The sequence below is a fragment of the Streptomyces sp. NPDC102490 genome (assembly GCF_044765285.1).
Classification (GTDB): Bacteria; Actinomycetota; Actinomycetes; order Streptomycetales; family Streptomycetaceae; genus Streptomyces.
Window position 1 is genome coordinate 102,658 of record NZ_JBIWJU010000012.1, and the last position, 26,494, is coordinate 129,151.

General features: G+C 71.9%; 26 protein-coding genes and 1 tRNA gene. 16 read left to right on the top strand and 11 right to left on the bottom strand.

Features of this window, described 5'->3' with window-relative positions; genetic code table 11:
- Positions 1-124 precede the first annotated feature (124 nt).
- The 6 genes from ACIRGB_RS26980 to ACIRGB_RS27005 all read left to right on the top strand — a co-directional run bounded on the left by ACIRGB_RS26980 (position 125) and on the right by ACIRGB_RS27005 (position 4,688).
- Positions 125-562 carry a DUF3052 domain-containing protein gene (locus ACIRGB_RS26980; RefSeq protein ID WP_007449195.1) on the top strand — a complete coding sequence of 146 codons (438 nt, stop codon included), beginning with the start codon at positions 125-127 and terminating at the stop codon, positions 560-562.
- A 150-nt stretch (positions 563-712) separates the two neighbouring features.
- Positions 713-1,171, top strand: a complete 459-nt coding sequence (locus ACIRGB_RS26985; protein WP_052842816.1) for a peroxiredoxin — start codon at positions 713-715, stop codon at positions 1,169-1,171.
- A 141-nt stretch (positions 1,172-1,312) separates the two neighbouring features.
- Complete coding sequence (locus ACIRGB_RS26990) at positions 1,313-1,888, top strand: calcium homeostasis/redox stress adaptation protein (protein ID WP_403870166.1); 576 nt, start codon at positions 1,313-1,315, stop codon at positions 1,886-1,888.
- A 143-nt stretch (positions 1,889-2,031) separates the two neighbouring features.
- Positions 2,032-2,607, top strand: coding sequence for a TerD family protein (locus ACIRGB_RS26995; protein WP_003976437.1), 576 nt, complete (start codon positions 2,032-2,034; stop codon positions 2,605-2,607).
- 49 nt (positions 2,608-2,656) lie between these two features.
- Positions 2,657-3,799 (top strand): DUF475 domain-containing protein, encoded by a 1,143-nt coding sequence (locus tag ACIRGB_RS27000; protein ID WP_403870169.1) that lies wholly within the window; start codon positions 2,657-2,659, stop codon positions 3,797-3,799.
- A 151-nt stretch (positions 3,800-3,950) separates the two neighbouring features.
- The gene (locus ACIRGB_RS27005) at positions 3,951-4,688 is read left to right on the top strand and encodes a Tellurium resistance (protein ID WP_403870172.1); all 738 of its coding nucleotides are present in this window, start codon (positions 3,951-3,953) and stop codon (positions 4,686-4,688) included.
- Positions 4,689-4,739: 51 nt separating this feature from the next.
- Here ACIRGB_RS27005 and ACIRGB_RS27010 read toward each other — a convergent pair whose 3' ends face one another.
- On the bottom strand, positions 4,740-5,657 hold the full coding sequence (locus ACIRGB_RS27010) for a TerD family protein (protein ID WP_403870175.1): 918 nt from the start codon (positions 5,655-5,657) through the stop codon (positions 4,740-4,742).
- A 206-nt stretch (positions 5,658-5,863) separates the two neighbouring features.
- Here ACIRGB_RS27010 and ACIRGB_RS27015 point away from each other — a divergent pair, with 206 nt between their 5' ends.
- The 3 genes from ACIRGB_RS27015 (at position 5,864) to ACIRGB_RS27025 (ending at position 10,441) form a co-directional block, all read left to right on the top strand.
- The gene (locus tag ACIRGB_RS27015; RefSeq protein WP_403870178.1) at positions 5,864-7,030 is read left to right on the top strand and encodes an HpcH/HpaI aldolase/citrate lyase family protein; all 1,167 of its coding nucleotides are present in this window, start codon (positions 5,864-5,866) and stop codon (positions 7,028-7,030) included.
- Between the two features lie 79 nt (positions 7,031-7,109).
- Positions 7,110-9,629 (top strand): phosphoribosyltransferase, encoded by a 2,520-nt coding sequence (locus ACIRGB_RS27020; protein WP_403870181.1) that lies wholly within the window; start codon positions 7,110-7,112, stop codon positions 9,627-9,629.
- Positions 9,629-10,441: an HAD family hydrolase gene (locus ACIRGB_RS27025; protein WP_403870184.1), complete on the top strand. Its 813-nt coding sequence runs from the start codon at positions 9,629-9,631 to the stop codon at positions 10,439-10,441. Before ACIRGB_RS27020 ends, ACIRGB_RS27025 begins: the two co-directional genes overlap by 1 nt.
- Here ACIRGB_RS27025 and ACIRGB_RS27030 read toward each other — a convergent pair.
- On the bottom strand, positions 10,359-11,189 hold the full coding sequence (locus tag ACIRGB_RS27030; RefSeq protein WP_403870187.1) for a DedA family protein: 831 nt from the start codon (positions 11,187-11,189) through the stop codon (positions 10,359-10,361). The genes ACIRGB_RS27025 and ACIRGB_RS27030 overlap by 83 nt on opposite strands.
- A 132-nt stretch (positions 11,190-11,321) precedes the next feature.
- On the opposite strand from ACIRGB_RS27030, the gene ACIRGB_RS27035 reads away from it, so the two are divergent.
- Both ACIRGB_RS27035 and ACIRGB_RS27040 read left to right on the top strand, forming a co-directional pair.
- Positions 11,322-12,464, top strand: a complete 1,143-nt coding sequence (locus ACIRGB_RS27035; protein WP_403870190.1) for a sensor histidine kinase — start codon at positions 11,322-11,324, stop codon at positions 12,462-12,464.
- Positions 12,455-13,099, top strand: coding sequence for a response regulator (locus tag ACIRGB_RS27040; protein WP_403870193.1), 645 nt, complete (start codon positions 12,455-12,457; stop codon positions 13,097-13,099). The genes ACIRGB_RS27035 and ACIRGB_RS27040 overlap by 10 nt, the downstream gene beginning before the upstream one ends.
- A 62-nt stretch (positions 13,100-13,161) precedes the next feature.
- Here the strand turns inward: ACIRGB_RS27040 and ACIRGB_RS27045 are convergent, their stop codons facing one another.
- The 3 genes from ACIRGB_RS27045 to ACIRGB_RS27055 form a co-directional block, all read right to left on the bottom strand.
- Positions 13,162-13,389, bottom strand: a complete 228-nt coding sequence (locus ACIRGB_RS27045) for a zinc ribbon domain-containing protein (RefSeq protein ID WP_403870195.1) — start codon at positions 13,387-13,389, stop codon at positions 13,162-13,164.
- Between the two features lie 104 nt (positions 13,390-13,493).
- The gene (locus ACIRGB_RS27050; RefSeq protein ID WP_403870198.1) at positions 13,494-14,897 is read right to left on the bottom strand and encodes a hypothetical protein; all 1,404 of its coding nucleotides are present in this window, start codon (positions 14,895-14,897) and stop codon (positions 13,494-13,496) included.
- A 71-nt stretch (positions 14,898-14,968) separates the two neighbouring features.
- Positions 14,969-15,739: a DUF4097 family beta strand repeat-containing protein gene (locus ACIRGB_RS27055; RefSeq protein ID WP_403870201.1), complete on the bottom strand. Its 771-nt coding sequence runs from the start codon at positions 15,737-15,739 to the stop codon at positions 14,969-14,971.
- Positions 15,740-16,017: 278 nt separating this feature from the next.
- Here ACIRGB_RS27055 and ACIRGB_RS27060 point away from each other — a divergent pair.
- Positions 16,018-16,092 (top strand) — tRNA-Val (locus ACIRGB_RS27060).
- Between the two features lie 139 nt (positions 16,093-16,231).
- On the opposite strand, the gene ACIRGB_RS27065 is transcribed toward ACIRGB_RS27060, so the two are convergent.
- A complete protein-coding gene (locus ACIRGB_RS27065) occupies positions 16,232-16,588 on the bottom strand; it encodes a hypothetical protein (RefSeq protein ID WP_403870204.1) in 357 nt (118 codons plus the stop codon).
- 232 nt (positions 16,589-16,820) lie between these two features.
- Between ACIRGB_RS27065 and ACIRGB_RS27070 the strand changes: the two genes are divergently transcribed.
- On the top strand, positions 16,821-17,054 hold the full coding sequence (locus tag ACIRGB_RS27070) for a DUF2277 domain-containing protein (protein WP_403870207.1): 234 nt from the start codon (positions 16,821-16,823) through the stop codon (positions 17,052-17,054).
- A gap of 24 nt (positions 17,055-17,078) precedes the next feature.
- Here the strand turns inward: ACIRGB_RS27070 and ACIRGB_RS27075 are convergent, their stop codons facing one another.
- The 4 genes from ACIRGB_RS27075 to ACIRGB_RS27090 form a co-directional block, all read right to left on the bottom strand.
- Positions 17,079-17,717, bottom strand: a complete 639-nt coding sequence (locus tag ACIRGB_RS27075; RefSeq protein WP_403870210.1) for a DedA family protein — start codon at positions 17,715-17,717, stop codon at positions 17,079-17,081.
- A 292-nt stretch (positions 17,718-18,009) separates the two neighbouring features.
- The gene (locus ACIRGB_RS27080) at positions 18,010-18,471 is read right to left on the bottom strand and encodes a DoxX family protein (protein ID WP_403870213.1); all 462 of its coding nucleotides are present in this window, start codon (positions 18,469-18,471) and stop codon (positions 18,010-18,012) included.
- Between the two features lie 279 nt (positions 18,472-18,750).
- Positions 18,751-20,463: an alkaline phosphatase D family protein gene (locus tag ACIRGB_RS27085; RefSeq protein WP_403870216.1), complete on the bottom strand. Its 1,713-nt coding sequence runs from the start codon at positions 20,461-20,463 to the stop codon at positions 18,751-18,753.
- Between the two features lie 88 nt (positions 20,464-20,551).
- The gene (locus ACIRGB_RS27090; protein ID WP_403870219.1) at positions 20,552-21,196 is read right to left on the bottom strand and encodes an HNH endonuclease family protein; all 645 of its coding nucleotides are present in this window, start codon (positions 21,194-21,196) and stop codon (positions 20,552-20,554) included.
- 456 nt (positions 21,197-21,652) lie between these two features.
- Here ACIRGB_RS27090 and ACIRGB_RS27095 point away from each other — a divergent pair, with 456 nt between their 5' ends.
- Complete coding sequence (locus ACIRGB_RS27095) at positions 21,653-22,234, top strand: TMEM165/GDT1 family protein (protein WP_104630961.1); 582 nt, start codon at positions 21,653-21,655, stop codon at positions 22,232-22,234.
- 156 nt (positions 22,235-22,390) lie between these two features.
- Positions 22,391-23,056 (top strand): HAD-IA family hydrolase, encoded by a 666-nt coding sequence (locus ACIRGB_RS27100; RefSeq protein ID WP_403870222.1) that lies wholly within the window; start codon positions 22,391-22,393, stop codon positions 23,054-23,056.
- 153 nt (positions 23,057-23,209) lie between these two features.
- Here the strand turns inward: ACIRGB_RS27100 and ACIRGB_RS27105 are convergent, their stop codons facing one another.
- Positions 23,210-23,815, bottom strand: a complete 606-nt coding sequence (locus ACIRGB_RS27105) for a peptidoglycan-binding protein (RefSeq protein ID WP_403870225.1) — start codon at positions 23,813-23,815, stop codon at positions 23,210-23,212.
- Positions 23,816-24,424: 609 nt separating this feature from the next.
- Here ACIRGB_RS27105 and ACIRGB_RS27110 point away from each other — a divergent pair.
- On the top strand, positions 24,425-26,488 hold the full coding sequence (locus ACIRGB_RS27110; RefSeq protein ID WP_403870228.1) for a DHA2 family efflux MFS transporter permease subunit: 2,064 nt from the start codon (positions 24,425-24,427) through the stop codon (positions 26,486-26,488).
- Positions 26,489-26,494 lie beyond the last annotated feature (6 nt).

A 26,494-nucleotide genomic window follows, 5' to 3' on the forward strand; every position in this document is an offset into this window, starting at 1 on the left:
ACCGTTTCGGCGGTCCCGGACGCCGGGTACTTGCGCGATCCGCCCCGCCCGTGTGGACTACGCCCAAGCTTCGCGCACGCGCGTGGCTGAAGACATCTACCGAAACATGATCAGGAGGCAACCCGTGAGCGCGACCGCGGACCACGCGGAGGAGCGGACGAACCCTGCCGCCAGGCTGGGTTTCCAGCCCGGGCAGGTGGTCCAGGAGATCGGCTACGACGACGACGTCGACCAGGAGCTCCGCGAGGCCATTGAGGGCGCCGTCGAGGGCGAGCTGGTGGACGAGGACTACGAGGACGTGGCCGATGCCGTCGTGCTGTGGTTCCGTGACGACGACGGCGACCTGACGGATGCGCTGGTGGATGCCACCACGTACATCGAAGAGGGCGGCTCGATCCTCCTTCTCACGCCGAAGACCGGCCGTGACGGTTACGTCGAGGCCAGTGACATCTCGGAAGCCTCGACGACCGCCGGACTGACGGCGTCCAAGAGCGTCAGCGTCGGCAAGGACTGGAGCGGCAGCCGGCTGGCGACGCCCAAGGCCGCCAAGTCCAAGCGGTAGCCCGCCGGGCTCCGCTCCGTGACACCCCGGACCCCGGACGGGCCGGCAGCGACCGCTGTCGGCCCGTCCGCGGGTCCGCGACCGTCCCTGCGTAGGGTGTGTCCAGCGCATCATTCACGGAGAACCTCCTGCGGAAGGGACGAACGGGACATGGCGATCCAGGTCGGCGACAAGGCCCCCGACTTCGAACTCAAGGACAACCACGGCGCGACCGTCCGGCTGTCCGAGTTCCGCGGCCGCAAGAACGTCGTGCTGCTCTTCTACCCCTTCGCCTTCACCGGCGTGTGCACCGGCGAGCTGTGCGAGGTGCGCGACAACCTGCCGCAGTTCTCCGACCGTGACACCCAGGTGCTCGCCGTCTCCAACGACTCCATCCACACCCTGCGCGTCTTCGCCGAGCAGGAGGGCCTGGAGTACCCGCTGCTGTCCGACTTCTGGCCGCACGGCAACGTCTCGCGCGCCTACGGCGTCTTCGACGAGGACAAGGGTTGCGCCGTCCGCGGCACCTTCGTGATCGACCAGGAGGGCGTCGTGCGCTGGACCGTGGTCAACGGTCTGCCGGACGCCCGCGACCTGACCGAGTACGTGAAGGCGCTCGACGCCCTGTGACCGGCGTCCGTCGGGCCGACACCACGTGATTCGTCGGCTCCGGGGACTGCGGGGCGCGGGAACCCGTCACTAGGATCGAGTCGTTGATCCGATATCCACGCACTACGGGGCGCCCCGCCCCTGGACACCAATGGAGGACTCGTGGGAGTCAGCCTCAGCAAGGGCGGCAACGTTTCGCTGACCAAGGAGGCCCCCGGCCTGACCGCGGTCATCGTCGGTCTGGGGTGGGACATCCGCACCACGACCGGTACCGACTTCGACCTCGACGCCAGCGCGCTGCTGCTGAACAGCGCCGGCAAGGTCGCCAGCGACGCGCACTTCGTCTTCTTCAACAACCTGAAGAGCCCGGACGGCTCGGTCGAGCACACCGGCGACAACCTCACCGGTGAGGGCGAGGGCGACGACGAGCAGATCAAGATCAACCTCGCCGGGGTCCCGGCCGACGTCGAGAAGATCGTCTTCCCGGTCTCGATCTACGACGCCGAGAACCGCCAGCAGTCCTTCGGCCAGGTCCGCAACGCGTTCATCCGCGTCGTCAACCAGGCCGGCGAGGCCGAAATCGCCCGCTACGACCTGAGCGAGGACGCCTCCACGGAGACCGCCATGGTCTTCGGCGAGCTGTACCGCCACGGCGCGGAGTGGAAGTTCCGCGCCATCGGCCAGGGCTACGCCTCCGGCCTGCGCGGCATCGCCCAGGACTTCGGCGTGAACGTCTGAGCGACTGAGTGACCGGACGGCCGGGGCGAGGCCCCGACCGTCCGGCGGGGCCACGGTCCCGACCCGTCCGGCGCCGCACGGTTTACGTGCGGCGCCGGACGCGCAGGAAACCAGGAACCATCACCCGGGGAGGGACCATCACCATGGGCGTCACGCTTGCCAAGGGCGGCAACGTCTCCCTGTCCAAGGCCGCACCGAACCTCACACAGGTACTGGTCGGGCTCGGCTGGGACGCGCGTTCCACCACCGGAGCACCCTTCGACCTCGACGCGAGCGCACTCGTGTGCAGCAGCGGCCGGGTGCTCGGCGACGAGTGGTTCGTCTTCTACAACCAGCTCAAGAGCCCGGACGGCTCGATCGAGCACACCGGTGACAACCTCACCGGCGAGGGCGACGGTGACGACGAGTCGCTGCTGGTCGACCTCTCCAAGGTGCCGGCCCACTGCGACAAGATCGTCTTCCCGGTCTCGATCCACATGGCCGACGAGCGCGGCCAGACCTTCGGCCAGGTCAGCAACGCCTTCATCCGGGTCGTCAACCAGGCCGACGGCCAGGAACTGGCCCGCTACGACCTCAGCGAGGACGCTTCCACGGAGACCGCGATGATCTTCGGCGAGCTCTACCGCTACCAGGGCGAGTGGAAGTTCCGTGCAGTGGGGCAGGGGTACGCGTCGGGGCTTCGCGGCATCGCTCTAGACTTCGGAGTCAACGTTTCGTAAAGCCGAGTACGGCGCGGGGGAGCCCCGTACACACACGATTGGGTAGCCAGTGCTTCTGAAAACCTTCGGCTGGTCGTTCGCGGTCACCGCGCTCGGCCTGGTCGCGGCGGTCTTCTACGGGGGGTGGACCGCCTTCGGCATCGTCGCGATCCTCTCCATCATGGAGATCTCGCTGTCCTTCGACAACGCGGTGGTCAACGCCGGGATCCTGAAGAAGATGAATGCCTTCTGGCAGAAGATCTTCCTCACCATCGGCATCCTCATCGCCGTGTTCGGCATGCGCCTGGTCTTCCCGGTCGTGATCGTGGCGATCAGCGCCCAGCTCGGACCGATCGAGGCCGTCGACCTCGCGCTCACCGACAAGGACCGCTATCAGGAGCTGGTGACGGACGCCCATCCGTCGATCGCCGCCTTCGGTGGCATGTTCCTTCTGATGATCTTCCTCGACTTCATCTTCGAGGACCGGGACATCAAGTGGCTGGCCTGGCTGGAGCGCCCGCTGGCCAAGCTCGGCAAGGTCGACATGCTGTCGGTCTGCATCGCCCTGATCGTGCTGCTGGTCTCCGCCATCACCTTCGGCGCCCACGCCCACCAGCACGGCGGCGCCCACGCCGACAAGGCCGAGACGGTCCTGCTGGCGGGCATCGCGGGCCTGATCACCTACATGATCGTCGGCGGTCTCTCCGGCTACTTCGAGGACAAACTCGAAGAGGAGGAGGAACGGGAGCACGAGGAGGAAGAGGCCGCCGCGCGCACCGGCAAGCCCAAGTCGGCCGTCAAGCTGGCCGGCAAGGCCGCGTTCTTCATGTTCCTCTACCTTGAGGTCCTGGACGCGTCGTTCTCCTTCGACGGCGTCATCGGCGCCTTCGCCATCACCAACGACATCGTCCTGATGGCCCTCGGCCTCGGCATCGGCGCCATGTACGTGCGTTCGCTCACGGTCTACCTGGTCCGCCAGGGCACCCTCGACGACTACGTCTACCTGGAGCACGGCGCGCACTACGCCATCGGCGCCCTCGCCGTGATCCTGCTGGTCACCATCCAGTACGAGATCCACGAGATCATCACCGGCCTGGTCGGCGTCGCCCTGATCGGCTGGTCCTTCTTCTCCTCCGTGCGCCGCAACCGCGCACTGGCGGCGGCCGGGGGAGACGGCGACAAGACGAAGGCGGAGGTCTCCTCCGGGGTGTGAAACCCCTGATCCCCGGGCCGGGGCGCGCCCCCGGTGCGCCCGCACCCCTGGTGTGAACCCGGCCCGGACGAGGAACGCTCTGAGCGGGGCGGCCGACGAGGACGACTCCTCGGGGCCGCCCCGTCGGCGGTGACGTGAAGGTGGGGCGGGAATGGGCTTCTTGGACGGGCTGTGGCGCGGCCGCGAGTCCGAGTTCGACTCGGGCAGCGCGGCGACCAACTCCATACAGCTGACCAAACGGCACAGCCAGGTCTCCCTGACCAAGCAGGGCGCGGCGACCGGCAACCTCCGGGTCAACCTCTCCTGGCGGATGCGGACCTCCGACATCTCGGGCGTCCAGCGGGAGAGCCTGCTGCGCCACCCCTTCAAGGCGCTCAAGCCCCCCGAGGTCGTCGGCCACAGCCAGAGCATGGTCAACGTCGACCTCGACCTCGGCTGCCTCTACGAACTCCAGGACGGCACCCGCGGGGTGGTCCAGCCGCTCGGCGGCTTCCTGGGCGACGTCAACGCCCCGCCGTACGTCAAGCTCAGCGGCGACGACCGCTTCGGCTCGGCCTCCGGCGAGACGCTCTACATCAACCTGGACCACAAGGACGCCATCAAGCGCCTGCTGCTCTTCGCCTACATCTACGACCAGACCCCCGCCTTCGACCGGACCCACGCCATCGTCACGCTCTACCCGAGCAACGGTCCGCGCATCGAGATCGGCCTCGACGAACGCCATCCGCAGGCCCGGTCCTGCGCGGTGGTGATGATCGAGAACGTCAAGGACGAGATCATCGTCCGCCGCGAGGTGAAGTTCGTCTACGGCTTCCAGGGCGAACTGGACCGGCTGTACGGCTGGGGCCTGCAATGGGGCCGGGGGCACAAGAGCAAGGCGGAGCGCTGAGCCCGGCCCGAACCGCCCCGGCCTCCCGGGGCGGGGCGGGGCCCGTGGTGGTTACCGGCCGAGGAACTGCGGCCCCTGCGGGGGCAGCCGGAAGTCCGGATCGGGTGCCCCGGTGACCGGCTGCGGATAGCCGTAGCCGGACTGCGCCCCGGTGACCCCGGCCGCCGCGGGCGCCTGCGGATACCCGTACCCGGGCCGGCCGGCGTCCGGCTGGGGATAGCCGTAGGCGGGCGGGGCCGTCGGCGGCTGCTGCGGATAGCCGTACGTGGGCTGCGCCGGTACGCCGGTGGGCTGCTCCGGCGGCAGCGGCCGCGAGGTCTCCGGGAGGGGCTGCACGGCCGTCGGATGGTCGGGTCCGACGACCTGCGCGGCGGGGGCCGCCGGGGTCTGTTCGGGCCGAGGGGCCGACATGGGGTCGTCCGCCCCCTCCGACTCGTCCACCGAGATGCCGAAGTCGGTCGCCAGGCCCTTGAGCCCGTTGGAGTAGCCCTCGCCCAGCGCCCGGAACTTCCAGCCCTCCCCGCGCCGGTACAGCTCGCCGCAGATCAGCGCCGTCTCCTGGCCGGTCTCCGGGGTGACGTCGAAGTACGCCAACGGTTCCGCGTCGGCCGCCGCGTCGTGCAGCAGGATGCGCAGGGACCGGACGTGTTCGAAGGGCACGCCGTCCGCCGAAGCGACCAGCAGGATCCGGCCCACGGAGGGCTCGACACCGGACAGGTCCGTCTGGATGGTGTCGGTCAGGCCCTCGGCGACGCGCTTCTTGCCGAGCCGCCAGACCTGACCGGAGGGGTGCCGTGGCTGGTTGTAGAAGACGAAGTCCTCGTCGGAACGCACGCGGTCGTCCGGCCCCAGCAGCAGCGCGGAGGCGTCGACGTCGGGGACCCCCTGCCCAGGAGTCCAGCGCAGCACGGCGCGTACCGTGGTGGCTTGCAGCGGGACGTTCGACCCCTTCAGCATCGCGTGCGTCATGCCGTCATCCTGCCCTCTCGGTCCTGCTCACGACAACGCGGGGCGGGTACTCGGCCCGTGTCCGCCCGCCTCGGGTCGCCGTCGACGACACGGCCGGGTTACCTGGAATTCATGCCCGGTGGGAACCTCCGACATGGATACCTACGTACTATTACCGGCCACCTTTCGACGATTCCAGGTCGCCCAGACATCACGGGGGAGTTTAAATGCGTCATTTCGGACAGATAGCCCCTGATGTACGGAAGCGTCTCTTTCACCAGGAGCCCTGCTCCTTCACGGCGGACTCGCCGGCCAGGCTGCTGTCCGCGGCCCTGGGCGCCACGCTCTACAGCCCGGCCACCCGACCGAGCCTCGCCGACGACATCCTGAAGCAGGGTGCGCGCGGACTGGTGTCGATGGTGCTGTGCCTGGAGGACTCGATCGACGACGCCGACGTACCCGTCGGCGAGGAGAACCTCGTCCGTCAGCTCACGGACCTGGAAAAACGTTCCGACGCCGATGTCCCCCTGCTGTTCATCCGGGTCCGCACCCCCGAACAGATCCCCGACCTCGTACGGCGCCTCGGCCCCGCCGTCCGGCTGCTGTCCGGATTCGTGCTGCCGAAGTTCACCGAGGAACGCGGCATGCCCTTCCTGGAGGCGCTCGCCACCGCCGAGGCCGGCAGCGGACGCAGGCTCTTCGCCATGCCCGTGCTCGAATCCCCGGACCTGCTGTACCGCGAGTCCCGGGTGCAGACGCTGGAGGGCATCTTCCGCGCGGTCGACAAGTACCGGGACCGGGTGCTCGCCCTGCGGCTCGGCGTGACCGACTTCTGCTCCTCCTACGGGCTGCGCCGAGGCCCCGACATGACCGCCTACGACGTCCAGATCGTGGCCTCCGTGATCGCCGACGTGGTCAACATGCTCGCCCGCGCCGACGGCACCGGGTTCACGGTGACCGGCCCCGTGTGGGAGTACTTCCGCGTCCAGGAGAGGATGTTCAAACCGCAACTGCGGCAGAGCCCCTTCCTCGAGGGGCAGGCCGTCGAGCTGCGCCAGAAGCTCATCGAGCACTCCATGGACGGCCTGCTGCGCGAGATCTCCCTGGACCGGGCCAACGGCCTGCTGGGCAAGACCTGCATCCACCCCTCGCACGTGCTCCCCGTGCACGCACTGTCCGTGGTCAGCCACGAGGAGTTCAGTGACGCCCAGGACATCCTGCGGCCCGAGCGAGGCGGCGGAGGCGTGATGCGGTCGGCCTACACGAACAAGATGAACGAGGTGAAGCCCCACCGCGCCTGGGCCGAGCGGACCCTGCTGCGCGCCGAGGTCTTCGGGGTGGCGAACGAGGACATCGGCTTCGTGGAACTGCTCGCCGCCGGCCTGTCCGACTGAACGCCGGGCGACCGGACGCAAGCGATCCATGACCGACGCCGGGGCCCGTGCCGCGGCGGACAACGGGAGGCACGAGTACATGACCGACAGGGCGCACGCCGACGGGCACGCCGAAGAGCGCGCCGGAACCTGGTCCGGCAGCTGGGTCGCCGAGCGGCTCGGCGTCGAACTCACCGGCGACGAGGCGCTGACCGGCCTGCTCGGGCTCGCCCTGCGCCGCAACCCCAAGAGGGCGCACCTGCTCGTCTCCAACGTGCTCGGCAAGCACGTCCCGCAGTCCCCCTCCGTCGTCTACGGCCACGGCGTCGCCCTCGGCCGCCGCGTCCGCGCCCTGCTCGGCGCCGAGGCCGCCGAGCGCGCGGTCGTCCTCGGCTACGCGGAGACCGCCACCGGACTCGGCCACTCCGTCGCCGACGGGCTGGGCCCCGCCCCCTATCTGCACTCCACCCGCCGTCCGGTCACCGGAGTCGCCCGGGCGGGCGGCTTCGAGGAGTCCCACTCGCACGCGACCTCCCACCTCCTGCTGCCGGAAGACCCCGCGCTGCTGGCCGGGGACGGGCCACTGGTCCTCGTCGACGACGAGTTCTCCACCGGCAACACGGTGCTCAACACCGTCCGCGCCCTGCACGAGCGCTATCCCCGCAAGCACTACGTCGTGGTGGCCCTGGTCGACATGCGCTCGCCCGCGGACGCCGGCCGGCTGGACGACTTCGCCCGGGAGATCGGCGCCCGCGTGGACCTGGTGACCACCGCCTCCGGCACCGTCCGGCTGCCCCCGGGCGTACTGGAGAAGGGCCAGGGACTGGTCGCCCGCCACGAGACGGCGGCCACGGACCCGACGACGGACCCGATCACCGACCCGACCGGCCGCACCTCGGCCGCGGCGGCGTCCGGAACCGTCCGGCGCCTGGAGCTGCACTGGCCCCACGACGTGCCCGACGGCGGACGGCACGGCTTCACGGCGGCCCACCGGGCCCGGCTGGAGGCCGCCCTGCCCGCCATGGCGGCGCGGATCGCCGAGGCGCTGCCCGCCGGGGCCCGCCGGGTCCTCGTCCTCGGCTTCGAGGAACTCATGTACGCCCCCCTCCGTCTGGCCCACGCGCTGGAGCAGACCGTCGGCGGCGACGTCGCCGTGCGCTACTCCACCACCACCCGCTCTCCCGTCCTCGCCGTCGACGACCCCGGCTACGCCATACGCACCCGCCTGGTCTTCCCCGCGCACGACGACCCGGCCGACGGTCCCGGCGAGCGCTACGCCTACAACGTCGCGGGCAACGGCTTCGACGCCGTCGTCGCCGTGGTCGACTCGGCCGCCGACACCCCCGCGCTGCACGCCCCGGACGGGCTGCCGGCCCGGCTCGCCGCCCACGTCCCCCATGTCCTGCTCGCGGTCGTCCCGTCCTACGTGCCGACCGCCCCGCACGCCCCCGAAAGGCCCTCCATGCTGCCCGAGCCCCTGCGCGGCCCCGACTTCTCCTCGTACGCGCGGGACGAGGTCGGCTGGCTGCTCCAGGACCTCTCGGACGTGACGCTGGAGGCGCCGACCGAGGAGCGCGAGGAGGCGATCCAGAGCGGCGGCGCGCACTACGCGGAGTCGCTGCCCGTGGAGTACCAGCCCAGCGAGCAGTACCAGCAGCTGTTCCACGCGGCGCTGGAGACGTCCGCCGCGCGGCTGGCGCGTGCCGTCGGCGCCGTCACCGAGATCGTCCTCGCCGAACGGTCGCCCCGCCCCGTCCTGGTCTCCCTCGCCCGCGCGGGCACCCCGATCGGTGTGCTGATGCGCCGCTGGGCGCAGTTCCGCCATGGTCTCGACCTCCCTCACTACGCCGTGTCGATCGTCCGGGGCCGCGGCATCGACGCCAACGCGCTGCGCTGGCTGGCCGACCATCACGACCCCGCCGATGTCGTCTTCGTCGACGGCTGGACCGGCAAGGGCGCCATCACCCGCGAACTCGCCGCCGCCCTGCGCGCGTTCGAGATCTCCGACGGCATCACCGGTTTCGACCCGGAGATCGCCGTCCTGGCCGACCCCGGCTCCTGCGTGCGCACCTACGGCACCCGCGACGACTTCCTCATCCCCTCCGCCTGCCTCAACTCCACCGTCTCCGGACTGATATCCCGCACCGTGCTCCGCGCCGACCTGGTCGGCCCGCACGACTTCCACGGCGCGAAGTTCTACCGCGAACTCGCCGGCGCCGACCTGTCACCGGACTTCCTCGATGCCGTCTCCGCCCGCTTCCCCGAGGTCACGGAAACGGTCGACGCCCAGGCGAAGGACCTCCTCTCCGCCGACCGCACCCCCACCTGGGAGGGCTGGGCCGCCGTCGAGCGCATCAGCGAGGAATACGGCATCCACGACGTCAACCTCGTCAAGCCCGGCGTCGGCGAGACCACGCGGGTGATGCTCCGCCGCGTCCCGTGGAAGGTGCTGGCCCGGGCCGGTGCCGGCGCCGACCTGGACCACGTCCGCCTGCTGGCCGAACAGCGGGGCGTACCCGTGGAGGAGGTCGCCGACCTCCCGTACACCTGCGTCGGACTGATCCACCCCCAGTACACGCGGGGCGCCACCGGCGCCGACGGCAAGGCGGTGACGCTCTGATGCCGGTGCTCGTCGCCAGCGACCTCGACCGCACGCTCATCTACTCCGCGGCCGCCCTCGGACTGACCATGCCCGACCTGAGAGCGCCCCGCCTGCTGTGCGTGGAGGTCTACGAGAGCAGACCCCTCTCCTACCTGACCGAGACGGCCGCCCACCTGCTGACCGACCTCGGCGACTCGGCCCTCTTCGTGCCCACCACCACCCGGACCCGCAAGCAGTACCAGCGGATCAACCTCCCCGGCCCGCCGCCGAAGTACGCGATCTGCGCCAACGGCGGCCACCTCCTGGTCGACGGCGTCTCCGACCCCGGCTGGCACGCCCGGGTGACCGCACGGCTGGCCGACGAATGCGCCTCGCTGGCCGAGGTCCGCGACCACCTGACGAACACCGCCGACCCGCTGTGGGTGCGCAAGCACCGGGTCGCCGAGGACCTCTTCGCCTACCTGGTCGTCGAACGCGACCTGCTGCCCCAGGACTGGGTGAAGGAACTCGCCGTGTGGGCCGAGAACCGCGGCTGGACCGTGTCCCTCCAGGGCCGCAAGATCTACGCCGTCCCCAAACCGCTCACCAAGAGCGCCGCCGTGCACGAGGTCGCCCGCCGCACCGGAGCCGAACTCATCCTCGCCGCCGGCGACTCGCTCCTCGACGCCGACCTGCTCCTCGCCGCCGACCGCGGCTGGCGCCCGGGCCACGGCGAACTGGCCGACTCCGGTTGGACGGCTCCGACGATCAGCGCCTTGCCCGAGCGCGGCGTCCTGGCCGGTGAGCGGATTCTCCGCGAGTTCCTCCGTGCGGCGGGCCCGGCTCGCTGAACCCGCCGTCCGGGTCCCCGGCACCACCGCCGGTGCCGGGGTGGCCGTCGTCGTCGGCCGGCGGCCGTATGTCCCGCCGCCCGTCGTCGCCGCGCCCCCGCCGCCGGTGACCGGCGCCCGGCCGCAGCAGACGCATGCCGACGAAGACCACCAGCGCCAGGGCGACCGCCGCGAGGATCACCTTCGAGTAGGTGGAGGCGATGCCCGAGACCTTCGACCAGTTGTCGCCCAGCGCGTAGCCCGCGAGTACGAACACGGTGTTCCAGATCGCGCTGCCCAGCGTCGTCAGGGCGAGGAAGACGGGCAACCGCATCCGCTCCACGCCCGCCGGCACGGAGATCAGACTGCGGAAGATGGGGATCATCCGGCCGAAGAACACGGCCTTGGTCCCGTGCCGGAGGAACCACGCCTCCGTCTTCTCTATGTCGGACACCTTCACCAGCGGCAGCTTCGCCGCTATCGCCACCGTGCGGTCCCGGCCGAGCAGGGCACCGATCCCGTACAGGGCGAGCGCGCCGATCACCGAACCCGCGGTCGTCCACAGCAGGACGGCGATCAGGTTCATCCGGCCGGAGCTCGCCGCGAACCCGGCGAGCGGCAGGATCACCTCGCTCGGCAGGGGAGGAAAGAGATTCTCCAGAGCGATGGCGAGACCGGCGCCGGGGGCACCGAGGGCGTCCATGAGGTCGTTGATCCACTGCGGTGCCGCACCGCTGTCCGCGGCAGGCTGCGCTGCGATGGCTGTCATGACGACCACGCTAGAAAATCGCGGCTGAAGGGACCCTGAGGAAGACCGCACGATCGGCTGCGGTACCCCGCAGTCGGGAATTGCGGTTTTCCGCAGTGTGCGCGGCCAACGCGCCCGGCTAGCCTCGCGATCATGCGAAACATGGCGCGACGTGCAGTGCGGTGCGGGGTGGGCCTCATCATGGGGACCGCCGCGGCCGCCGTCGAGCTGCTCTTCGCCCTGCTGGCCGGCGTGGCCCTGCTCCCGGTGGCGGCCTGGCCGGACGGGCGCCGTGCCGTACTGCGCCCGGTCCTCGCGGGCGCGCGGACACTGGCGGAGCTGGAGCGGGCCCGGCTGCGGATATGGCTCGACCTGCACGTCACCCCCGCGTACGAGGACGTGCGGGCGCTGCGGTACATCGCCTGCCGCTGGACCCTGGGCGTCCTGGGCGGGGTCGTGATGCTGACGGCCGCCATCGGCCTGGCGTACGGCACGTTCGGGCTGTACGGCTGGCTCCTGCTGGACGGCATACGCAACCCCGGTTCACTGGTCCTGGGCAGTCTGGGCGGCTTGTTCCTCGTGTTCCTCGCCGTGCAGGGAATATTCGGCGTGGCCGGACTGGAGGGGCAGCTGGCGCGGCATTTCCTCGGCCCTCGCCACCAGGAGGAGCTGGAGCGGCGGATCGCCGAGCTGTCCGCCAGCCGCGCCGCGGTCGTCGACGCGGTGAACGACGAGCGGCGCCGCATCGAGCGGGACCTGCACGACGGTGTGCAGCAGCGCCTCGTCGCCCTCGGCATGCTGCTCGGCCGGGCCCGCCGCAGTCAGGACGCCGACCGCCGGGACCGGCTGCTGGGCCAGGCCCACGACGAGAGCCGCCGTGCCCTGGACGAGCTGCGCGAGGTGGCCTGGCGGATCTACCCGACCACGCTGGACGAGGCGGGGCTGCGCGCGGCCCTGGAGACGGTGGCCGAGCGGGCGTCCGTACCGGTGGGGGTGGAGTACGACCTCGCCGAGGAGCCCGAGCAGGCCGTCGCGACCGTCGCGTACTTCGTGGTCTGCGAGGCGGTCACGAACGCGGTCAAGCACGCGGCGCCGACCCGTATAAGCGTCGCGGTCACAGCGGAGGAGGAACGGATGTACGTGAGCGTGCGGGACGACGGCTGCGGCGGGGCGAACGCCGCGGGGAGCGGACTGTTCGGACTCGCCCGGCGCGTCGCCGCCCTCGACGGCAGCCTCAGCGTGGTCAGCCCGCCGGGAGGACCGACCCTCGTGGCCGCGGAGTTGCCATGCGGCTGATCCTCGCCGAGGACTCGACCCTGCTGAGGGAGGGGCTGGTGCGGCTGCTGGCGGAGGAGGGCCACCAGGTCCTTGCGGCGGTCGGCAACGCCGAGCTGTTGCTGAAGGCGGTCGCCGAGGACCCGCCGGACGTGGTCGTCGCCGACGTCCGGATGCCGCCCACGCACACGGACGAGGGCCTGCGCGCCGCCTTGGAGATACGCGCGCGGTGGCCGGACGTCGGCGTGCTGGTGCTCTCGCAGTACGTGGAGAAGCGGTACGCGACCGAGCTGCTCACCGGAGACACGGAAGGGGTCGGCTATCTGCTCAAGGACCGGGTGGTCCAGATCGACGAGTTCCTGGACGCGCTGGAGCGGGTCGCCGCCGGACGCGCCGCGTTCGACCCGGAGGTGGTCCGTCAGCTGCTCGGCCGCACTACACACACCGACCTGCTCGCCCGGCTCACCGCGCGGGAGCGGGACGTGCTGGCCGAGATGGCGCAGGGCCACACCAACGCCGCGATCGCGCGCCGGCTGCACATCTCGCAGAGCGCGGTGGAGAAGCACACCAACGCGATCTTCGAAAAGCTGGAGCTGACAGGAGGTGAGGGGTATTCACGCAGGGTGCTGGCCGTGCTGCGCTACCTGGGCAGCTGACGGAGCCGAAACGACCCGACGGGAGCGGAAGGAGTCCGACGGGACGGGAGAGAACGCCGGTCTCAGCCGCAGCAGCCGCCACCGCAGCAACCCCCGCCACCGCCACCGCCACCGCCGCCCGACGACGGTGCCGGTGCGGAGGCCGAGCCGCCGACCGCGACCGTCGACAGCAGCTTCACCGTGTCGTCGTGGCCGGCGGGGCAGGCGGCCGGAGCCGAGGACTCGGCCATCGGACGGCTCAGTTCGAAGGTGTCGCCGCAGCTGCGGCAGCGGTACTCGTAGCGAGGCATGCGCACAGATTAACCGGCACCCGTGTGCCGAGGGTCCTGGTTCTCCAAGGGGGCTGATTGCCCGCCGGTCCTGGCTGCCCGCTGGTCCCGGCCGGCCCCGGTGGTCAGTGCCCGGCCCCGCGCTCCTCGCGGATCTGCCCGACCACGTGGGCCACCGTCTGCCGGACCGCTTCCGTCTCCGTCAGGAAGTGCCAGTAGTCGGGGTGCCGGCCCTCCAGCGTGGTGATCGCCCGTTCCAGCCGGGCCACGGCGTCGTCCAGGGGGCGCGCATGACGGGGCTCGGGAGTGTTGCGCCCGGCCATGGCCAGGCGCTGGGCGTCGCGGATCGCGAAGCGGGTGCGCTCGATCTCCTGCTGCGGGTCCTTCTGCACGGCGTTCAGGCGCCGCAGCCGGTCGCCGGCCGCCGAGACGGCCTCGTCGGTCGAGTTCAGCAGCGCTCGTACCGTCGAGAGCAGGGCGGTGGCGTCGGGCCAGCGCTGCTCGTCGCGGGCGGTCTGCGCCTCGGCCAGCTTCCGCTCGGCCTGCTCCACCGATTCGGCAGCCTGGTCCGGCACGTGCTGGAGGTCCTGCCAGCAGGCGACGGTGAACCGGCGCCGCAGTTCGCTGAGCACCGGCTCGACCTGTTCGGTCCGGGTGGTCAGCGCCTGGGCGCGGGTGCGCAGGGAGACCAGGCGGTGGCCGATCTCGGCGGCGCGCTCGGGCAGCCGTTCCGCCTCGGCGCGGACCGCCTCTGCCTCACGGGTGACGCGTTCGGCCCGCTCGAGCGTCTGGGGCACTCCGTGCTGGCCCGCGCCCTGGTTCAGCCGGGTCAGCTCCGGGCTGAGAGTGGCGAGACGGGTGGCGAGGTCGTCCGCCTTCAGACCGGAGCCACGCGCGGCGTCCAGGGCGTTGGAGGCGGCGAGCAGGGCCTGCCGGGCGCGCTCGACGGCGGGCGCCAGCCGGGCCAGCTGGGTCTCGGCCTTGCCGAGGAGGGGGCCGAGGCCCTCGGCGAAGCGGTCCAGTTCCTGTTTGACCCGGCCCAGCTCGGTCTTGGCGGCGGTGAGTTCGGTGCGGGCGCGGGAGGCGGCCGACGCCTCCAGGTCGTCCCGGTCCAGGTCGTGGGCGTCGACGGCGCTGATGTACTGGCGGCTGGCCTCGTCGATGCGCCGGCCCAGGGCCTCGAAGTCGGAGACCGCGCGCCGGGCGGCGGGGGAGGAGTCGACGGCCGCGATCGTCTCTATCGAGATCCGCAGGTCCCGCTGCGCGGTGTCCAGTTCGTAGAAGGCGGCGGCCGCGTCGTCCTTCGCGGTCTGGGCCTCGGCCCGCTGGCTCTCGGCCCGCCCGCCGAACCAGCGCCGGGTGCCGCCCCCGGCGAACGCCGCGGGCAGCGCCAGCACGGCGAGCAGTGGCAGGCCCATCAGGGTGAGCGCGTCACGGACCGGGCCCCTCGGGCGCCGGCGGGAGCGGTGCGGCAGGCGCTCGGCGCGCGCCACCATCGGCGAGTACGGCTGCGATGGTGTCGCCGTCACATCCCTCTCCCGTGTCATCCGTCCTGCCCGGGTTCATTCTCCCACCCGTTAGGGACGAACACACGGGCCGGTCAGTTCGCGGTTCGGACGGTGATTTTGCCGTCACCGGACCGGGCGTCGACCACATGTGCGCTGGTGTCGTCGGTGGGCACGGACACGTCGACCGAGCCGTCGCCGGTGTCGGTGGCCACCTTGTACGTGGCGCGGGGCAGCGAGATCGTCACGGAGCCGTCGCCGCTGCGGGACTCCACCTGGTCGGGGACGGTGCCGAGTTCCAGCCGGACCGAGCCGTCGCCGGTGTGCGCCCGCACCCGGCGGGAGGAGACCTCGGCACGTACGGAGCCGTCATTGGTCCGCAGCTCCAGCGGCCCGGAGGAGTCGGTGACGTGCACGGAGCCGTCGCCGGTGCGGATGTTCAGCGCGTCCTCGAACCCGCTCGCCCGTACGCTGCCGTCCCCGTCCTTCACCTTGACGGCGACGCCGCGCGGCACCTCGACCCGGTGCTTGGCCGCGCAGTCGGCGACCACGCCGGAGCAGTGCATCCGCAGCACCAGTCGGTCGCCGTCCATCTTCCAGGTCACCTCGGGATCCGAGCCGACCGCGACCGAGCCGGAGAACCACCGCGTGACCTCGATCTTCCCGGACGCGTGGTCGTCCGAGGCGACGATCTCCAGGGAGGAGTCGTCGGAGTCGACGGTGAGCGTGCGGCCCTGGAGGGCGAAGGACCGGTGCTCGGGGTCCTTGTCGTCCGAGGCGGAGGCGCAGGCGCTCAGCCCCGCGACGAGAACGGCGACGGCGCCGACGGCGGCCAACGCGCGGACGGGAACGGTACGGGCGGGCATGACGGTCTCCCCCTGGAACGGACGACGAGGTGCCGCACCCGGGGCCTTCCGCGGTGCGCGGAGACCTGCTCGATGAGGCTCTTCGACCGTACGGAGCACGGGCCCCCGGCGGGATCCGGGCCGCTACCGGATCGGGGGTGGGGTTAACCCCCGGAGCCCCCAAACCTCTCGGAGCCGCCGAGCCGTCGGGCGCCGGGTCGCCGTGCCGCCGGCCGGAGCACGGCGTCAACGCGTTTGCCGGGCAGCGCCCCGGGCCATGTAGGCTGTCGACTCGTCCTGGGTGCGTAGCTCAGGGGTAGAGCGCCTGCCTTACAAGCAGGATGTCGGCGGTTCGAAACCGTCCGCGCCCACCAGGACCGGCGCCGTCGTCGGTGCGTAAGGCCCCCGGAGATCTTCCGGGGGCCTTACGCGTGCGGTCGTTCCGAGATGGCCGGGACCGAGGAGGCCGAGGGCCGCTACGCACCGGTCAAGTTCCCGCTCGGGTGACGCTCCTCAGGCGTCCCCGGGCGGGGACTCCGGCAGCGGTGCCTCATGGGCGTGTTTCAGCTCCGAGCGGGCGCTGACCTGGTCCGAGCCGGTCATCTCCGACCAGTAGCGATGGGTGCTGACGAACACGGCCAGCTCGCGCTCGCGCCGACGGAGCTTCTCGACCTCAGCCTGCTCGTCCGCCGACCAGCCCGGGGAGGCAGGGCGTTCGACCTTCCGCCAGCCGTTGTCGTCGCTGAATCCGTCGAGCGGCTCGACCGACCAGGGAAGTCTCTTCAGCAGGGCCGACAGCTCGGCCCGGACCTGATGCAGTTCCTCCTGACCGGCGAGGAGATCACTGGGGAAATCATAGGTCGTAGCCACGTGCCAATGATACGCCTGTTCGATTTTGAGGCGCGCGTTCCCGTTGGTGGTTCACGCGAACGGGTGGCCCCGCGACCCGGCCCGACTGTCAGACCCCTGCCCTACCGTGAAAGACATGGACGGCGGGTGTCGGCCACGCCGCTTCCAACGCAGGTCGATTTCGAGTATCCGAAGGGCCACTGGAGCAGGTCGAACGACTGGCGGGTGGACCTGGTGAGGGGAGACTGACGTCATGTGCCGCAGTATCAAGACCCTGCGTCCGCCCGTGCTGGCCGAGGAGGCCACCGAGGACGAGATCAGGGCCGCTGCCCTTCAGTACGTACGCAAGGTCTCCGGATTCCGCGCGCCCGCCGCGCACAACCAGGAGGTCTTCGACCGCGCCGTCGAGGCCGTCACCCAGGCCACGGCCGAGCTGCTGGCCGACCTGGAGATACGGGGAGGCGCCGGAGCGCGTCGGGCCTCCTGACGTCGGGCGGTGGCTCCAGTGGTGCTACGACGCCTTCGTCGTGCGGGGCTGGCGGCGCATCAGGTACGCCGCTCCCGCCCCCGCGCCGAACAGCGCCACCAGTGACACGCCCGTCGCCAGCCAGGACGCGCCCAGCCACTGGCCGCCGAAGTAGCCGAGGGCGACGCTGTACGCGGCCCAGGCGAGGCCGGCCAGCGCCGACCAGGGGAGGAATTCGCGGACCCGGCGATGCGCGGCGCCGGCGACGAGTGAGACGACCGAGCGGCCGGCCGGGGCGAATCGGGCCAGCACCACGAGGGCGCCGCCGCCGCGGGCCAGCGCGCCGCCGAGACGTTCCTGCGCGGTGGTCAGCCGCCGGGAACGGGCGATCGCGCGGTCCAGCCGTGCCCCGCCGCGCCAGGCGAGGCGGTACACGGCCAGGTCACCGATGACGGAGGCGGTCGCCGCGCAGAGGGTGAGGACGAGGATGTCGGGAACGTCCTGCGGAACCCGCCCGGCTGCCGCCGCTCCAGACCCCGCGGCCGCCGCCGTCGCCGCCGTGATCACGAGGACCCCGCTGGGCAGCACCGGCAGGAAGATGTCGAGGAGCACCGAGACGGCCACGAGCGCATAGATCCATGGGCTGCTGACCAGCGACCCGATACTTCCCAGACCTTCGACCACCACAACTCCCCGATCCTCCCCCGTGGGCCGGGCCTTGCCGCGAGACGCGGGGACGGCAGGAGCGGCCGATACAGCCATACAGCGTACGCCCGGGGTGTGACAGAGGGTTCACAGGGGGCTTGAGTGATCGACGCATGGCGTTCACACACGCGGGACGGCGGTACCTCCCCGTCAGGGTGGGCACCGCCGTCCCGGCTGGCGAGGGGAGGGGCAGAGTGGGGAGCCGGGGCGGGATCACCGGTCTCCCGGTCTCCCGGTCTCCCGATATCCCGGAAACCCCGTGGCCGTCCGGTCAGGCCGCGACCGGTGTCTGCCGCTCCGGGGCGGACTGCTCCCGCTCGGACGTGCGCCGGGCGAGGAGCCGGTCCAGGCCGAAGGCGCCGGAACCGGTGAAGGCGAGCAGCAGGAAGGCCCAGCAGAACATGACGGAGGCCTCGCCGCCGTTCTCCATCGGCCACAGGGCGCCCGGCTGGTGCACCTTGAAGTACGCGTAGGCCATGGAGCCGGAGGAGATGATCGCCGCTGGCCGGGTGCCGAGGCCCAGCAGGACGAGGCCGCCGCCGACCAGTTGGATCACGGCCGCGTACCAGCCCGGCCAGGTGCCGGCGTCGATCGTGCCGCCCGACCCCGCGGCGCCGCCGAGGACGCCGAAGAGGGAAGCGGCGCCGTGGCAGGCGAAGAGCAGGCTGACAACAATGCGGAACAAGCCGAGTACGTAGGGCTGGGCGCTGGCGCTGTTGAGGCGTCCGAGCATGCGGGAGTGCTCCTTCGGTCGGCCGGCCGGGACGGGCCGGTGGGGGACGGAACCGAGTGGGCTGCCCACGTTAGGTGCGCCTAATGAATGCTTGCAAGTTCAACATTCCGCCATAGCGTGACGTGCGGTCACCGGCCCGCCGCTGCCCCCAGGCCAGGTGGGAGCGCTCCCACACTCGCGGCGCGACCCGCCAACGTGTCTCAATTCATACCCCGCTCCACCCCCGTCCCATGCCGGACGAGCCCGTCCCCTCTCCGTGGGGGACGGACTCGTCCGCGGCTACGCCAGCTCCCGGTCCGTGACCGTCCGCAGGACGGTCGTCCCGTCCCCTTGCGCCCGGGCCTGTTCCAGACGCAGCCGTGCCGACCGCCCCCGCAGGGTCAGCGTCATGATCTGGTTGCCGAACCAGGGCCCGCCCGTCCGGCGCCAGCTCACCGCCGGGGGCGCGCAGCGGCCGTGCCGGGCGATGCGCCGCCCGAGGGCACGTGCCGGGGCGCTCCAGCCGAAGCGGAAACCGAGACGGATCGAGAGCGGCACGGAGTTGTGGACGGGGGAGCAGGTCAGCTGGGCCACCCGCGCGTCGGGTGCACGCCCCGGCCACGACGGCTCGGCCACGTAGGCGTGGTGGACGTCGCCCGAGAGCACGCTCACCGTCGCGGGTGCCCCCGGCCCGGTACCGGCCTCGGCGATCAGGTCGCCGAGGGCGTCGAAGGAAGAGGGGAACGCGGCCCAGTGCTCCAGGTCGGCCCCGCGCCGTACCCGTTCCCCGAGCCGCGCCCAGCGCGCGCCCCGTTCGCCGCCGCACATCGCGGCGTTCCACGCCTCCACGTCATGCACCAGGTGGGGCAGCAGCCAGGGCAGGGAGGTGCCGATCAGCAGGTGGTCGTACGCGGCACGGCCGCCGCCACCCCCATCCTCACCGCCGCCCCCGTCTCCGTCTCCGCCCTCGTTCTCGACCTCGCCCCGCCCGTCCCGCCCGTCCAGGACCTGCTCGCGCAGCCACGCTGCCTCGCCCGGGTCGAGCATCGTACGGCGGTCCTCGTCGAGGACGCGGGCGGCGCGGGAGTCGACCATCAGGAGCCTTATGCGACCGAAGTCGCGCCGGTAGCTCCAGCGGACGGAGGCCGGATCGGCGTCGGCCCGTTCGGCGAACTCCCGCAGGGCGTCGGTGCCGTCGGGCGCCTCGCGGACGGCCGTGTACAGCGGGTCGGCGGCCAGTTCGTCCGGGGAGAGATTGCCCAGCTGCTGGTACACCCAGTACGACATGAGCCCGCTCAGCAGCCGTTCCTGCCACCAGTCGGTGGCCCGCATGTCGGCGAGCCAGGCGGCGGAGGTGTTCCAGTCGTCGATGACGTCGTGGTCGTCGAAGATCATGCAGCTGGGCACGGTGGACAGCAGCCAGCGCACCTCGGGGTCGAGCCAGGACTCGTAGTAGAGGCGGGTGTACTCCTCGTAGTCGGCGACCTGGTCACCGGGGGGCCGCTCCAGGTCGCGGCGGCCGGCGATCCACTGACGCGTGGCGTCGGAGACCTCGTCGGCGTACACCTGGTCGCCGATCAGCAGCAGCACGTCGGGGCGGGCGCCTCCGGGGTCGGCCGCGACGCGGGCGGAGAGGGTGTCCAGCGCGTCCGGGCCCACCGGGTCCTTGCCGCCGGCGGGCGGCGCGGCCCAGCGGCAGGAGCCGAAGGCGACGCGCATGCCGTCCTCGTCCGTGGGCGTGGCGATCACCGAGGGCGGGAAGCGGGAGTCCGGCAGCGGCCACACGGGCGCGCCGTCGAGGAAGACCTCGTACTCCGTCGCCGTACCGGGGGTCAGGCCGCCGACCGGCACCAGGGCGTAGTGGTGGTCCGCGATCCGGAAGCTGGGGGCCGTCCCCCGGGCGCCGTCGGCGCAGCGCACCTCGGCCGTGCAGGGGCCGTCCGTCTCGACCCAGACGGTCGCGCGGGAACCGTCGGTGTACCTCAGCAGTGGTCCCAGGCGCAGTTCCGCCACGATGATCCTCTCCTTCGTCGCCCCGTACGGTACGGGGCGACGAAGGCCGGTGGGGAGGGTCCGCGCCGAACGGACGGTGGACGGGGCGTCAGCAGTTGGCGAGGTAGCCCTGGAGGGCGGACTTCTCCGCCGAGTCGACCGAGAGGTCGTAGTAGTACTTCACCTGCACCCAGGCGCGCACGTAGGTGCAGCGGTAGGCGGTGCGCGAGGGCATCCAGGTGGCCGGGTCCTGGTCGCCCTTGGCCTGGTTGACGTTGTCGGTGACGGCGATGAGCTGGGGCCGGGTCAGGTCGTTGGCGAAGGACTGCCGGCGCGAGGTGGTCCAGGAGTCGGCGCCCGAGTCCCACGCCTCGGCGAGCGGCACGAGGTGGTCGATGTCGAGGTCGGAGGCGACGGACCAGGTGGCGCCGTCGTAGGGGGAGTACCAGCTGCCGCTGGTGGCGGCGCAGGCGGAGTCGGTGACGACGTTCGTGCCGTCGCGCTTGAGGACCGTCTCGCGGGTGTTGCAGGTGCCCGACTGGGTGATCCAGTGCGGGAAGAGGTCGCGGTCGTAGCCGGTGCGGTCCTCGGTGGCCACCGTGAGGGAGGCGAGGTAGGTGCGGGCGGTGGCCGCGCTGACCGGGGTGGGGAGGGCGGCGGAGGCGGCCGGGCCGTTGAGGAGCCCGGCGGAGGCTATGAGTCCGGTGAACGCGGCGAGGAAACCGAGCCGTCGACGCGCGTAGAACTTCGGCATGCGAACTCCCTTGGGATGTGGGGACGTTGGGACGCGGGCAGGGGAATGCTCGCGACGCCGCATGGCGTGCAGGTGTGCGGTCGGTAAGAAGTTAGTGACGTGTGCATGGCACGTCTAGAAGTCCGACGGGACTCGTGACACGAGTCGGGGCGCGGTCGTGGCGGGACCTTCGGCCCTCGGTGCCGCCCGGGGGGTCGCGTACTATGGACGGCGCAGAAGGGGAGTAGCTCTTCGCCGGACCGTCGACATACTGCTCAGCTCGTCTGAGCCGGCGCCCGGAGGCAGGTCCCGTACGCGGGGCAGGCCAGCGAGACCTTCGGCAAAGCAGTGCACGCCCGTGCCGTACGGCAGGGGTGGTTCCGTGTGCTGCCGTGCCGAGGTGTCGCGTGTCGCGGGGATCGTGAGGTCCGCGCAACCAGCACTCTCGGTGGGGTGGCCCCGACCGATTGAGGAATCTTGATCAGCCTGACCGTGACGGCGCTCGTCTTCGGTGTCGTCTTCCTCGCCGAACTGCCCGACAAGACCGCGCTCGCCGGCCTCGTCCTCGGCACCCGCTACCGCGCCTCGTACGTCTTCGCGGGCGTGGCCGCGGCCTTCCTGCTGCACGTCGTGCTCGCGGTCGCGGCCGGCAGTGTGCTGACGCTGCTGCCCCAGCAGATCGTGCACGCGGTGACCGGGGTGCTGTTCCTGGGCGGCGCCGCCGTGCTGCTGATGAAGAAGGACGACGAGGACGAGGAGATCCGCAAGCCGCGGGACCAGTCCTTCTGGAAGGTCGCCGGGGCCGGATTCATGCTCATCCTGGTCGCCGAGTTCGGCGACCTGACGCAGATCATGACGGCCAACCTCGCGGCCCGTTACGACGATCCGCTCTCCGTCGGTCTCGGCGCGGTGCTCGCGCTGTGGGCGGTGGCCGGGCTCGGCATCGTCGGCGGGAAGGCCCTGATGAAGCGGGTGCCGCTGGGGCTGATCACGAAGATCGCGGCGGTGCTCATGCTGGGCCTCGGCGTGTGGAGCCTGTGGGAGGCGATCGCGGGCTGAGCGGCGAGCGCCGGGGCGGGAGGTCCCGGTGGCGTGCACCGGTGGCGCGAACCCCGGTCTGTTTTGTACCGTGGATGAACAAAGTGGCTCCCGCCCGCTCTCCCTGACCGGCGGGCGGGGCCGCCTTGTTCCCTCCCCGCGCCTTGGAGTCTGCCGATGACGGCCACCGCCACCACCGTTCTGCCCGCCCGTGCCCTGCTGCTCGACATGGACGGCACCCTCGTCAACTCGGACGCCGCCGTGGAGCGTGTGTGGCGGCGCTGGGCCGACCGGCACGGGCTGGACGGCGACGAGGTCATGAAGGTCGTCCACGGACGGCAGGGCTACGCGTCGATGGCGCTGCTGCTGCCGGACCGGCCCATGGAGCAGAACCACGCCGACAACGCGCGCATGCTCGCCGAGGAGACCGCCGACACCGAGGGCGTCGTCGCGATCCCCGGCGCGGACCGGTTCCTCGCCTCGCTGCGCGGCCTGCCGCACGCCCTGGTGACCTCGGCCGACGTGGCCCTGTCCACCGCGCGGATGGCCGCCGCCGGGCTCGCGCAGCCGGACGTCCGGGTCACCGCCGAGTCGGTCGGCGCGAGCAAGCCCGACCCGGAGGGCTTCCTCAAGGGCGCCGCCGAACTGGGGGTCGCCCCCGCCGACTGCATCGCCTTCGAGGACTCCGGCGCCGGCATCGCGGCCGCGCGGGCCGCCGGGATGCGGGTCGTGGGGGTCGGGCCGCGCGCCGGGTTCCACGGGCCGGACGTGGTCGTGGAGGACCTGACGCGGGTACGGGTCGAGGCCGACGCGGACGGCACCTTGCGCCTGCACATCGGCTGACGGCACCTTGAGCCCGCGCATCGGCTGACGGGCCCCTGAGCCCGCACACCGGCTCGCGCCGCACACCGGCTCGCGCCGCCTGCCGGGCTCGCGCCGCCTGCCGGGCTCGCGCCGCCGTTACGGCTCGCGCCGCCGTTACGGCTCGCGCCGTCGTTACGGCTCGCGGGTCTCCGACTCCAGCCTGCGGCGGGTGTCCGGGCCGTAGATGCCGGCTCCGTCGGTGCGTATGCCGCGCTCCCACTGGTACTGGCGGACGGCGTCCTCGACCTGGCGGTCGTAGTCGCCGTCGAGGTCGCCCCAGTACATCCACTTCTCCTTCAGGCGCTGCTGGAGTTCGACGACCTCAGGCCCCCGGTCGCCGCTCCGCAACGTGGGGCCGCCGCCGGAGTCGCCGTCGTCCTCGGGCTCCTGCGTGGTGTCGACGGACGGCGCGGCCGTGCTCTGCGTCGGCTCGACCGACGGGGACGGTGTGGGCGAGGCGCTCGACGCCGACGGCGACGGTGAGGCCGAAGCGCTCGCGTCGGCCGACGCGGAGGCGGACGCGGAGGCCGAGGGGGACGCGGAGGGCGACGGCGCGGCGGACGACGCGCTCGGGTCCGCGCTCGGCGCGTCCTCGCTGGTCGACGGGGACGGCACGCTCGCCCGGACCTCGTCCGGCAGCGCCCCGTCCCGCGACGGGGTGTCGTACGAGAACAGCCCGCTCGCGAATCCCGCCGCGCCGATCACGACCACGACCGCTCCGGCGGCACTCAGCAGCACGCCCTTGCGCCGCCCCCGCGGTGGCCGACCGCCGCCGCCCGCACCCCCCGTGCCCGGGTCCGCCTGGGGGAGGGGCGCGGTGGCGGAGGTTTCGAACAGGCGCAGGTCGCGCGCGCTGGGCGAGCCGGCCGACGGGGCCAGCGGCGTCGGCAGCGCGGCGGTCGCCTCCGGGTCCCCGCCCGCGGAGTCCGCACCGGCTCCGGTGTCGGGAGGGGGCGGCGTCGGTGCCGTGGGCGCGTCAGAGTGCTCGCCGGGGGCGTCGGGCGTGCCGGACGCGTTCGGGGCCTTTCCGGTCCCGTCCAGCTCGACGTACGGCCGTATGCGCAGCGGGTCGAAGTCCTCCGCCGCTGCCGCCTGGGCCGTGCGGGCACGAGGTCCCCGCAGGCCCCTCCTGCGGGGGCTCCTTCCGCTGATCCACGCGTTCGTCCCTCCCCTCGCGACTCCCCTCGCGAACTCCAGAGATTATGCAGAGCTTCTCCATACTTCGGCGCACACGCCCCCGGAATGCCGGCTTCCCGGAGGACTGAAACGGCCATAACTGGTCACACCGACCAGGATGGGCCGTGTGCGTCGACACCCGTGAGGGTCATGACACCTGTGGAGGTCGGGATGGCCGAAGAAGTGCGCGAGGCGACGGAGCCGGACCCGGCGCGGCCCGCGGCACCGGGGGAACGGGAGCAGGTCTCCAGCGGCGTACTCGTCTCGATCGGAGCCCTGCTCCTCGGCATGCTGCTCGCCGCGCTCGACCAGACCATCGTGTCGACGGCGCTGCCGACCATCGTCAGCGACCTGGGGGGCCTGGAGCACCTGTCCTGGGTGGTCACCGCCTATCTGCTGGCGGCCACCGCCGCGACTCCGCTGTGGGGCAAGCTGGGCGACCAGTACGGGCGCAAGAGGCTGTTCCAGCTGGCGATCGGGATCTTCCTGGTCGGTTCCGCGCTGTGCGGCATCGCGCAGGGCATGTCCGAGCTGATCGCCTTCCGCGCCCTCCAAGGGCTGGGCGGCGGCGGGCTGATGGTGCTGTCGATGGCGATCGTCGGCGATCTGGTCCCGCCCCGCGAACGGGGCCGCTACCAGGGGCTGTTCGGCGCGGTCTTCGGTGCGACCAGTGTGCTCGGACCGCTGCTCGGCGGGGTCTTCACCGAGCACCTCAGCTGGCGCTGGGTCTTCTACATCAACCTGCCCATCGGCGTCGTCGCGCTCGCCGTGATCGCGGCGGTCCTGCACATCCCGCGCCGCACCACCCGGCACGTCATCGACTACCTCGGCACCCTGCTCATCGCCTCCGTCGCCACCTGCCTGGTCCTGGTGGCCTCGCTCGGCGGCACGACCTGGGCCTGGGGCTCCCCGCAGATCATCGGCCTCGCGGTGCTCGCGGTCGTCCTGGCCGTCCTCTTCGTGGTCGTGGAGCGCAGGGCCGCCGAGCCCGTCCTGCCGCTCAAGCTGTTCCGCGTCCGCACCTTCACGCTCTCTGCCGTCATCAGCTTCGTCATCGGCTTCGCGATGTTCGGCGCGATGACGTACCTGCCGACGTTCTTGCAGGTCGTGCGGGGTGTCACGCCCACCATGTCCGGTGTGTACATGCTGCCGATGGTGTTCGGCCTGCTGCTGTCGTCGACCGTCTCCGGGCAGATCGTCAGCCGTACCGGCCGCTGGAAGGTGTTCCCCGTCGCGGGCACCGCCGTCACCACCCTCGGGCTGCTCCTGCTGCACCAGCTCGACGAGACCAGCTCCACCGCCGAGGTGAGCACCTACTTCTTCGTCTTCGGCCTGGGCCTCGGCCTGGTGATGCAGGTCCTCGTCCTCATCGTGCAGAACGCCGTCGCCTACGAGGACCTGGGCGTCGCCACCTCCGGCGCGACCTTCTTCCGGTCCATCGGCGCGTCGTTCGGCGTGGCCATCTTCGGCACGGTCTTCGCGAGCCGCCTCGGCGACCAGCTCACGGACGCCTTCCGGGGCGCCGCCCTGCCGCCCGGCGTCTCCGTGGACACCCTCAAGGCCGACCCGCGCGGCATCGGCGCCCTGCCGCCCGCGCTGCGCCCCGAGGCGATCCACGCCTACGCCTCCTCCATCACCGACGTCTTCCTGTACGCCGCCCCCGTCGCCCTGGTCGCCTTCCTGCTGGCCTGGTTCCTCAAGGAGGACCGGCTGCGCGGCTCGGTCACGGCGCCGGACGCCACCCAGACCCTCGCGAGCAACCCGGTGGAACGCTCCTCGCACGACGAGGTGTGCCGTGCCCTGTCCGTCCTCGGCACCCGGGAGGGCCGCCGGGAGATCTACCGCAGGATCACCGCGCGGGCGGGCTACGACCTGCTGCCCGCGTCGAGCTGGATGCTGCTGCGGGTCAGGAAGTACGGCCGGGTCGAGCCGGCCCAGCTCGCGGAGCGCAGCCCGGTCCCGCTGGCCACCGTGATGGCCGCCGCCCGCCAGGTGGAGGAGCGGCACCTGGCCGTCCGCGAGGGCCCCGACCTGGTCCTCACCGACCGGGGCCGCGAGGTCGCCGAACGGCTGGCGCTGGCCCGTGAGGACTCGCTCGCCGAGCTGCTCGGCGACTGGTGGGGCCCGGACCGCCCGACCGACCTGGTGCGGCTGGTGCGGGAGCTGACCGGCGAACTGTGCGGCTCGGAGCGGGAGCGGCCGCACGAGGAGCGTACGCCCGCGCGGGCGGGCTGAGTCCTC